Source organism: Streptomyces gottesmaniae (assembly GCF_031845845.1).
Classification (GTDB): Bacteria; Actinomycetota; Actinomycetes; order Streptomycetales; family Streptomycetaceae; genus Streptomyces; species Streptomyces akebiae.
This window is the reverse complement of sequence record NZ_JAVRFJ010000040.1, coordinates 21,666-31,087: the sequence shown is the minus strand read 5'-3', so window position 1 is coordinate 31,087 and position 9,422 is coordinate 21,666. Positions and strand designations below refer to the sequence as shown.

General features: G+C 73.1%; 7 protein-coding genes. 4 read left to right on the top strand and 3 right to left on the bottom strand.

The genetic code is table 11. From position 1 onward, the window contains the following. Positions 1-26: 26 nt before the first annotated feature. The 3 genes from RM704_RS34905 to RM704_RS34895 are packed head-to-tail and all read right to left on the bottom strand — an operon-like array spanning position 27 to position 5,379. Positions 27-1,739, bottom strand: a complete 1,713-nt coding sequence (locus RM704_RS34905) for an acyl-CoA dehydrogenase family protein (RefSeq protein WP_033527855.1) — start codon at positions 1,737-1,739, stop codon at positions 27-29. Beyond that, positions 1,736-3,628: an acyl-CoA dehydrogenase family protein gene (locus RM704_RS34900; RefSeq protein ID WP_033527856.1), complete on the bottom strand. Its 1,893-nt coding sequence runs from the start codon at positions 3,626-3,628 to the stop codon at positions 1,736-1,738. Before RM704_RS34900 ends, RM704_RS34905 begins: the two co-directional genes overlap by 4 nt. Beyond that, complete coding sequence (locus RM704_RS34895; protein WP_311591970.1) at positions 3,625-5,379, bottom strand: fatty acyl-AMP ligase; 1,755 nt, start codon at positions 5,377-5,379, stop codon at positions 3,625-3,627. The genes RM704_RS34900 and RM704_RS34895 overlap by 4 nt, the downstream gene beginning before the upstream one ends. A gap of 139 nt (positions 5,380-5,518) precedes the next feature. Between RM704_RS34895 and RM704_RS34890 the strand changes: the two genes are divergently transcribed. From RM704_RS34890 to RM704_RS34875, 4 genes are all read left to right on the top strand, one after another. After that, complete coding sequence (locus RM704_RS34890; RefSeq protein ID WP_033527857.1) at positions 5,519-6,478, top strand: ABC transporter ATP-binding protein; 960 nt, start codon at positions 5,519-5,521, stop codon at positions 6,476-6,478. Next, positions 6,478-7,386 carry an ABC transporter permease gene (locus tag RM704_RS34885; protein WP_192829674.1) on the top strand — a complete coding sequence of 303 codons (909 nt, stop codon included), beginning with the start codon at positions 6,478-6,480 and terminating at the stop codon, positions 7,384-7,386. Before RM704_RS34890 ends, RM704_RS34885 begins: the two co-directional genes overlap by 1 nt. Before the next feature lie 91 nt (positions 7,387-7,477). Then, positions 7,478-8,674 carry an LLM class F420-dependent oxidoreductase gene (locus tag RM704_RS34880; RefSeq protein WP_052146093.1) on the top strand — a complete coding sequence of 399 codons (1,197 nt, stop codon included), beginning with the start codon at positions 7,478-7,480 and terminating at the stop codon, positions 8,672-8,674. After that, positions 8,661-9,374 carry a thioesterase II family protein gene (locus RM704_RS34875; protein WP_033527858.1) on the top strand — a complete coding sequence of 238 codons (714 nt, stop codon included), beginning with the start codon at positions 8,661-8,663 and terminating at the stop codon, positions 9,372-9,374. The genes RM704_RS34880 and RM704_RS34875 overlap by 14 nt, the downstream gene beginning before the upstream one ends. Positions 9,375-9,422 lie beyond the last annotated feature (48 nt).

Below are 9,422 nucleotides of genomic sequence, written 5' to 3'. Positions count from 1 at the left end.
TCGGGTTCGAGGCCGGCCGGCGGTCGTCAGACGACGAGTGGTCTGCCCGTCAGGCCGAAGGAGCGGCCGGTGTCCCGGCGGTCCAGGAGCTCGGCGAAGAGCGCGCCCTCCACCGGGGCGGGCAGGGGGCCGGGTCCGTACGGGCCGGGGGCCGACCGGTGCAGGGCCGCGCGCAGCCAGGCGGGGTCGGCCAGGAAGTCGCCCGGAGGGGCGTGCCGCCAGACCTGGACGCAGACGGTCCGGGACAGCAGGCGCACGTACCGGGTGACGAGGTCGTAGTGCTCGGGGCGGGCGTCGACGCCGAGCTCCACCGGTGACAACCCCCCGCACACGGCGGCCAGTTCCGCCAGGTCGGTGTGGTCGTCGACGACGGCCGTACGCAGGTCCGCGTCCTCGGCCGACCAGGACGTGTCGGCGAGGGTCCGCAGGGACCCCACCAGGGGGTCGCGGCCCCCGGCGTGCAGGGTCAACCGGTCGTGGCGCAGGGGCGGCAGCGCCTCCGCGAGCGCGAACAGCTCGCCGGGTGCCCCGGTGCCGGGGCGGGCCCAGGTGCGGCGGGCCAGCAGCGGGAGCTGGGGCATGAGGCTCATCTGGCAGGCGGCGCGCGCGATGTGCCCGAAACCGACGGGGGCGAGGTCGCGCAGCAGCTTCTGGAACAGCGCGGTCGGCCCCTCGCGCAGGTAGAAGTGGGCGCCGAGGAGTTCCGCGAGCCGGTCCATGGCCCCGAGGAGCAGCCGGGACACCTCGAACTTGACCGCCGAGGAGTACACGCTCGCCGCACCGGGCACCAGGTGCAGGGCACGGGCGCCGACCGCGCCGAGGGCCTCGGCGCGCAGCAGGTCGGCGAAGACGCCGGCCAGCTCCGAGCGGACGTACGGGAGGTCGGTCGCGGCACCGCCGTACAGCCGGCGCCCCGTCAGGTGGTCCACGGCGATGCGCAGCCCGGTGTCGAGGATGCCGGTGGCCATCGAGGGCAGCACCGTACGGGTGATCTGCAGGGCCTTCAGCGCGGTTTCGAGGCCGGAGCCGACCGGGCCGAGGACCGCCGAGGAGGGCACGGGCAGTTCGTCGAAGCCCAGGCCGCCGAGCTGGACCCCTCGCATGCCCACGGTGGTGAAGCGCGGCAGGTCGGTCAGGCGTGCCGGGTCGGCGCCCGCCCGGTCCACGAGGACCAGGGAGTGGCTGCGTGGACCGGGCCGGGCGTCGGTGCGGGCGAGCACGACCATGGCGTCGGCGCGCCGGATGTTGGTGACGACCTCCTTGCGGCCGCTCAGCCGGAGCGAGCCGTCGGCCTCGGTGGTCGCGGTGAACTCCGTACCGGCCATGTCGTTGCCGTGCGCCAGTTCGTGGAAGGCGATGGCGACGCGTCGGCCGTCGAGGAGCAGCCGGGCGGCGTACTCGCGTTGCTGTGCGTCCCCGGCGGTCCACAGGGTGACGCCGGCGATGAGCGAGCTGGCGCCGTAGCCGAGACCGAGCGCGGGGTCGCGGCGGTAGAGCGTGCGCATGACCTCGGTCAGGTGGTCGGCCCGCTCCAGCCGGCCCCCCAGCTCGGGTGGGACGAACTCGGCGTTCAGTCCGTAGGAGTGCAGCAGCGACTCCCCGGCGGTGAGCGTCTCGGCGCGTTCGTCGGCGGCGAGGATGGCGTCGGCACCGGTGGGGTTGGCGGGGTCGGCGAGACTGCCGAGCAGGTGCTCCAGTTCGTCGGCGCGCTTGGGCGCGAGGCCCGTGGCGGTGGTCATGCGGCACCTCCCGACAGGGTGAACTCCGCTGCGGGGCCGGTCAGGACGACCTCGGCGAGGGCGTCGAGGACGTCGCCGCCGTCCTCCGCGAGCAGGGTGGTCAGGCAGGCCCGCAGCCACAGGTCGTTCCCGCCGAGCCGTCCTGTGCGCAAGGGGGGGTTCTCCAGCCACAGCAGCAGGCAGGCCGCCGCGGCGTAGGCGCGTTCGTACGCCTCGGCGAGGCGGAACGCCGTGGCGGGGAGTCCGCCCGCCACCGGTACGAAGTCCGCCGACTCCGCTTCCAGGCGGGCCAGTTCGACCAGCAGCCGGTCCAGGAGCGGGCCGGTCCGCGGTGTCGTCCGCGTCCGTGCGCGGGCCGTGAGGTCGGGCAGGGCCTGCACGGCGCTGCATCCCGTCACGGACAGCAGGCTCAGCCGGGCCGGGTCGAACGGGGGCAGGGGTGCGGTGAGGTCGGCGGCGCAGCGCAGGCCTTCGCCGTCGGGCCTGCGGCGGCTCAACTGGCGGGCCAGGCGCGGCATCTGGTGAAGCAGGGCCGCGCGGTTGACGGCCGTACTGCCGTCGAAGACGGCGCAGATGCGGTGGTCGCGCTCCAGTTTGGCGAAGCCGCCGCCCGGCGGTGAGGTGAGGAAGCCGCGTACGCCCAGCAGTTCACCGAGCGAGCCGAGGGTCTCCTGGGTGAGCGTCGGTACGTACGCCTTGGCGATCGCGGAGACCGCGCTGAGTTCCCCGGGCAGGGTGTGCGCGGAGCGGGCGGAGAGCAGGCTCACCGCCTCGGCGGTCAGCGTGGCGGCTGCCGCCCGGCCGAGGATGCGGCGTACGTGGGGGACGTCGGCGAGTCGGCGGCCGTACAGTTCGCGGTCGGCCGCGAAGTCCCGGGCCAGACGCAGGGCGTGGTCGGCGGCGCCGAGGGAGAGCGCGGTGCAGGCGATGCGGGTGAGCTGGAGCGTCTTGAGGACCACGGGGATCCCGTCACCCTCCTCTCCGACGACCGCGTCGGCGGGGACGGGGGCGCCGTTCAGGGTGAAGCCGCTGATGTCCGCGCCGCGGATGCCGTGCGTACGGACCTTCGGCAGGTTCCGCCAGGTCCCCTCGGGCAGTTGTCGCCTGTCCACCAGGAAGAGGCTGAAGCCGCGCGCGCCGCCCGCCGGATCCGTGCGGGCGAGGACGCAGGCGAGGCCGGCGCGGGTGGCGTTGTTGATCAGCCACTTCTCACCGGTGAGCCGCCAGCCGCCGAGGCCACCGGCTGCGGCCCGGCCCGCACCGGCCCCGGGTACATCGGCTCCGGCGGCACCGGCCCGGGCGATACCGGCCCCGGCGGCCTGGGCTGTGGTCCCGGCGCCACCGACACCGGCCCCGACGTCCTCGGTCACGGACTCGACGCCGCCGACACCCGCCCCGACACCACCGGCCGAGGCGGCACCACCGGCACCATCGACACCAGGCCCACCGGTCACGGCCCCGGCGCCACCCTCCGCGCCCCCGATCTCGTCCTTCGTCGCCCTGAGGTCGCTTGCGAGCAGGTCGGCGCCGTGGCCGCGTTCGGTCAGGCCCCAGCAGACCGGTTCGCCGGCGCGGACGCGGTCGGCGAGCCGCGCGGCCTGCTCCGGGGTGCCGGCCACCCACACCGGCGCCGCACCGAGGAACGTCTTGCCGTGGGCGATGGCGACGGTCAGGTCGCGGCGGGCGACCGCGCGCAGCAGCCGTACCGTCTCGCCGAGGTCGCCGCCCTCGGACAGCACGTAGTGGGCGGGCAGCCCGGCGTCGTCGAGGACGCGGACGGCCCCGTCGGGGAACTCCTCCCGCTCGTCGAGCCCGGCGAGCGTCTCGGGCGAGAAGACGTCGTCCTCGTGGGCGGTGAGCAGGGACTCCAGGTCGGCTGTGGTGGTCATCGCCCGCTCACCCGCCGGTGTTCGGCCAGGGCCGCGGTGAGCAGCGGGTCCTCGCCGAGGTGAAGGGTGTCCAGGTCCCCGGCGAGGTAGAGGGCGCGCATCGCCGCGCGCTGCACCTTGCCGCTCGTGGTGCGCCGGACGCCGCCCGGCCGGACCAGGGCGACCGCCGCGACGGGGACGCCGAACTCCCGGGCCACGGTCTGCTTCATGCCGACGGCGATCTGCCCGAGTCGCTCCGCCCCCCAGTGGGCGCGGATCTCGTGGACGGCGACGACCGCGGGGGCGACATCGGCGCCGTCGCCGTCGCCGACCATGAAGACGGCGCCGTGCAGGCCCTCCAACTCCTCGTGCTGGGAGCGGAGTTCGTACTCGATGTCGGAGGGGTGCAGATTGCGTCCGTGCAGGACCAGGACGTCCTTGCCGCGGCCGGTGATGTAGAGGTCGTCGTCGCGCAGGGCTCCGAGGTCGCCGGTGCGCAGGAAGGGTCCGCGTCCGTCGTCGGTGCGTGCCCGGAACGTGGCCTCGGTGACGTGCTCGTTCTCCCAGTAGCCCGCGGTGACGCAGGGGCCGCTGAGCCAGATCTCGCCGACGCGGCCGTCCGGCAGGGCCCGGCCGGTTCCGGGGTCGACGATCAGCACGTCGGACCCGGTCGGCGCCCCGCAGCCGACGAGCACGCGGGACGGTTCCGTGCCGGTGGCCGGCCTGAGCACCTGGTTCTCCAGTGCCGCCGCGTCGACCGTGGTCCGCAGCGGTGGCCGTCCCGCGGTACCGGACGCCAGCAGCGTCGCCTCGGCCAGGCCGTAGACGGGGATGAGCGCGTCGGGTCGCAGGCCGGCGGCGGCGAACCGTGCGGTGAAGGCGGCGACGACGTCGGCGCGGACCGGTTCCGAGCCGTCGGCGAGTTTGACCCGGGAGAGGTCGAGCGTGGCGAGCTGCTCGTCGGTGACGCGGCGGACGCACAGCTCGTAGCCGAAGTCGGGCGCGGCGGTGAATCCCACGTCGCAGGCGTCCAGCATCCGCAGCCAGTGGTACGGCCGGCGCAGGAAGGACATGGGGTCCATCTGCACGTAGCCGCTGCCGCTCAGGAGGCCGGGCAGCATCAGACCGATGAGGCCCATGTCGTGGTAGAGGGGGATCCAGCCGCCGTACGTGGTGCCGCTGTCGTTGCCGAAGGTGTCCACCATCCGCTCGACGTTGGCGACCAGGTTCCCGTGGGTGACCATGACCCCCTTGGGGTCGCCGGTCGATCCGGAGGTGTACTGCAGCAGGGCCAGGGTGTCCGGGGAGACGTCGGGGGCGGTCCAGGCGTCCGGGTCGCCTTCGCCGGTGTCGGTGGCGTGGCAGACGGCGCCGACGATGCCCTCCTCGGCCACCCACTTCTCGACGTCCGGCAGATCGCCGCTCTGTGTGAGGACGACGCGCACGCCCGCGTCCCGGGCGATGGCGGCGAGCCGACGGCGTTCATGCCGGTAGCGGCCCGGCAGCGGGGCCGGCACGGCGACGACTCCGGCGTACACACAGGCGGAGAAGGCGGTGGTGAACTCGATGCCCGGAGAGTAGAGGAGAAGTGCCCGATCTCCTGGGGAGAATCTTTCCCGGAGCCAGGAGGCAGTGCGCCGGGAATGCAGATCGAGTTCCGCGCGATTGCGCACCGTTCTGTTGATGTCGGTGAAGTCGGAAACCAATGTCACGGCAGGCTGCTGCGGATCGCGCGCCGCCCGCTCCCTCAGCATCGTGAGTAATTCTCGCACGACAGGAACCGTACGTGATCTTGGTTCTCGAACATGCCCCGAAAAGTTCAAGCAGCCCTAAAGCAAGGCCATCGAATCGGCAAGAAACCTTGACTCCTCCATGATCGACCGAACCCGGACGCAGGCGTAGAAACGTTCCGTGCATACGTCAACCGCGTCGGCCGTCCTCGTCGACGCCCTCCACAAGAAATACCGGGCGAATCATGCGTTACGAGGTGTCGAACTGGAGGTGAGAAGCGGCGAGGTGAGGGGCCTTCTGGGACCCAACGGAGCCGGTAAGACCACATTGGTCAAAATTCTCACGACACTCCTCAGCCCCGATTCCGGACGGGTTGTCGTCAATGGCTGGGATGTTTGCGAGCACCCGGAGAAAGTGCGCTTCAGTATCGGCATGGCCGGCCAGTATTCGACGGTCGACGGGCTGTTGACCGGATTCGAGAATCTGTATCTCCTCGCGAAACTGCGCGGTGCGGGTCGCCGTACGGCCCGCCGCCTCGCCGACGATCTGTTGTCCCGCTTCCGGCTCACCGCCGTGGCGGGCCGCCCGGCCGGCACCTACTCCGGCGGAACGCGCCGACGCCTCGATCTCGCCGCCGCCCTCGTCGGCTCCCCGCCCCTGGTCGTCCTGGACGAGCCCACCACCGGCCTCGACCCGGAGAGCAGGCTGGACACCTGGGAGGCGGTCGGGGAACTCGTGGCCGGCGGCACCACCATCCTGCTGACGACCCAGTACCTGGAGGAGGCGGACCGGCTCGCGGACCGCATCACCGTGATCGACCGGGGCCGGGTGGTCGCCGAGGGCACCAGCGACGAACTGAAGGCAACCGCCGGCAACCGGCTCGTCGTGTGCGTCGCCGAGGACCACCAGCTCGACGCCGCCGCCCGCGCCGCCGCCCGGGCGACCGGCGCGACCCCGACGGTGGATCGCCGTGCCCGGCGGGTGGAGGCCTCCGCCGGCGACGGCCGGGCCGCACTCGGCCGGGCCCTCGCCGCGCTGGAGAGCGAGGACGTCGAGGTGCTGGAGATCGGCCTCAGCCGCTGCACCCTCGACGACGTGTTCCTCGGGCTGACCGGCCACGCCCGACGGAAGGCCGCCTGATGAACGCCCCGGCCCGCGTGCCGCACACCGCCATGCCCCCGCACCGGACCGACCGCGCCCCGGGCCCGGTCGCCCCCGGCACCGCCCTCGGCCCGACCGGCTCCCGCCGGATCCCCGTGCTCCGCGCCGCCGCGGAGAGCACCGACCTCGCCCTGCGCAACCTGTTGCACCTGCGGCGCACCCCGGGGCTGCTCATCTCCTGCCTCGTCGAACCGGTCGTGTACGCCCTGCTCATCGGCTACGTCTTCGGCAACAGCCTCGGCGGCCCGGCGTACCGCTCCTACATGATGGGCGGTCTGATCGCCCAGACGGTGGCCTTCACCACCACCTTCACCACCGTCGGACTCTCCAGGGACCTGGAGCAGGGGATGGTCGACCGCTTCCGTGCCCTGCCGATCTCCCGGGTGGCCCTGCTGCTGGGCCGGACCACCTCCGACCTCACCACCTGCCTGGCGAGCGTCGCCGTCACCACCACCTGCGGCCTGCTGATGGGCTGGCGCGCGCACACCGGGCCCGTCGAGGTCGCCGCCGGGGTCCTGCTGGTGCTGCTGTTCTCCTTCGCGATGTCGTGGGTCGGCGTGTTCGTCGCGCTCGTCGCACCGAACGCCCAGGTGGCCGGCAGCCTCGGGCTGATCTGGCTGTTTCCGGCGACGTTCATCTCCTCCGGGTTCGTCTCCGGATCGACCCTGCCGGGACCGCTGTCCACCGTGGCCGCCTGGAACCCGATCACCTCGCTCGCGAACGCCCTGCGCCGCCTGTTCGGCAACACTCCCCCACCGGGCTTCCACGTCCGGCACGACTGGCCCGCCCAGCACCCCGAGCTCTACACCGCGGGCTGCTCGGTGCTGCTCATCGCCCTCTTCGTCGCCCTGTCGACCTGGCGTCACCGCACCCGCACGAGTCGCTGACCGCGCCCGAGACCGGTGACCACGCCCCGACCGCGACCGCGACCCCGCCCGATCCCGACCGCGCGGCCCGTACGCCCCACAGGAGTCCCCCATGCCCGTCCCCGCCCTGCGCCTCGGCCTCAATCTCGGCTACTGGGTCGGCCTCAACGACGCCTCCAACCTCTCCCTCGCCTCCCTGGCCGAGGACCTCGGCTACAGCGCGGTGTGGGTCTCGGAGGCCTACGGCTCCGACGCCGTCACCGTCATGTCCTGGATCGCCGCCCGCACCTCGCGCATCGACATCGGCAGCGCGGTCCTGCAGATACCCGCCCGCTCGCCCGCGATGACGGCGATGACCGCCGCCACCCTCGACACCCTCTCCGGCGGACGGCTCAGGCTGGGGCTCGGTGTGTCCGGCCCGCAGGTCTCGGAGGGCTGGCACGGCGTCAGGTTCGCCTCGCCGCTGGGACGTACCCGTGAATACGTCGGCCTCGTGCGCCGGGCACTGCGCCGAGAACCCCTCGCTCATGAAGGCCGCCACTTCAGGCTGCCGCTGCCGGACGGCCCCGGCAAGGCGCTCGCCCTGACCATCCGGCCGCCGCGCGAGCGGATACCGGTCTACCTCGCCGCCCTGGGCCCCAAGAACCTGGAACTGACCGGGGAGATCGCCGACGGCTGGCTCCCGGTGTTCTTCTCCCCCGACCACGCCGCCCAGCAGCTGCGCCCGCTGAAGGCCGGCCTCGCGACGTCGGGGCGCACCCTCGACGGGTTCGACATCGCCCCCGGGATCCCCCTGGTGACCGGCCCCGACTGGCGGACCTGCGCCCGCCGCGTACGGGGGTACGCCGCGCTGTACCTCGGCGGCATGGGCGGACGGGAGGACAACCACTACACCCAGCTGGCCGAACGCATGGGCTTCGGGGACCGGGCCCGTGCCGTACAGGAGAGGTTCCTGGCCGGCGACTACCCCGGCGCCATGGCCGCCGTACCGCTCGAATTCCTCGACGCCACCTCGCTGCTCGGCCCCCGGGAGCGCATCGCCGAGCGGATGACGGCGTTCGCCGAGGCCGGTGCCACCACGCTCAACCTGATGCCGGTGGGCCCGGGACTGCCGGGACCGGACCGCGCCGCCGACGCGCTGCGCGTCGCCGTCGAGGCGGCGGAGAGCACCGGCCTGTTCACGGCCGCCCCAGCCCTCGACGGCCCCCGCACACAAGGCCCGCACCCCGCGCACCACCCGCAGGACGCACAAGACACGCAGGACGCACAGGACTCCCGAGGAGAGACCCGGACCCATGACCACGCCTGACACGACCAAGCTGATCTGCCTGCCGTACGCCGGGGCGGGCGCCTCGTTCTACCGGCCCTGGAAAGCCCTCGCCGGGGACGCTCTGGAGATCGTCCCCCTGCAACTGCCCGGCCGTGAGCGGCTGATCGACGAGGAGCCGTACCGGGACGCGCACCGGGCCGTCGACGGGCTCCTGGCCCAGCTGAGGGATGGACTCGGCGACGGCGGTGGGCATCGCGTCGCCGTCTTCGGGCACAGCCTCGGTGCCGTGCTCGCCTTCGAACTCGCCCACCGGCTGATCGACGAGCCGGGTGTCGAGCTGCTCCATGTCTTCGTCAGTGGGTCGCCGGAACCGGCCCGGGGGCGCGAGCGTCGGGCCACCGGCCTGTCCGACGAGGAGTTCCTCGCCCGTGTCGGCGACTTCGCCGGCTACCACCACCCGGCGCTGGACGACCCGGAGATGCGCGAGATGATCCTGCCCGCACTGCGCGCGGACGTCGAGATGCACGAGAACTACACGCCCTCCACCGACCTTCCGCTGCAGGCTCCCCTCACGGTCGTCCGGGGCGAGGACGACGACCTGGTCGGCTACGACGACGCCGAGTCCTGGAGCAAGGTGGCCGGCCGCGACTTCGAGCACGTCGAGGTCCCCGGAGGCCACATGTACCTCACCGACGCCGCCCCCGCGCTGGTCCGGCTGATCGTCTCGACGGTGCTGTAGCACGGCCCTGGCCTCTCCCCCAACGAGCCTGATTCCCCAAGGAGTTAC

Excerpts from the sequence above, each read along its gene's own strand:
- RM704_RS34885 (WP_192829674.1), top strand. The coding sequence starts at position 6,478 with ATGAACGCCCCGGCCCGCGTGCCGCACACCGCCATGCCCCCGCACCGG.
- RM704_RS34880 (WP_052146093.1), top strand. The coding sequence starts at position 7,478 with ATGCCCGTCCCCGCCCTGCGCCTCGGCCTCAATCTCGGCTACTGGGTC.
- RM704_RS34875 (WP_033527858.1), top strand. The coding sequence starts at position 8,661 with ATGACCACGCCTGACACGACCAAGCTGATCTGCCTGCCGTACGCCGGG.
- RM704_RS34900 (WP_033527856.1), bottom strand. The coding sequence starts at position 3,628 with ATGACCACCACAGCCGACCTGGAGTCCCTGCTCACCGCCCACGAGGAC.
- RM704_RS34905 (WP_033527855.1), bottom strand. The coding sequence starts at position 1,739 with ATGACCACCGCCACGGGCCTCGCGCCCAAGCGCGCCGACGAACTGGAG.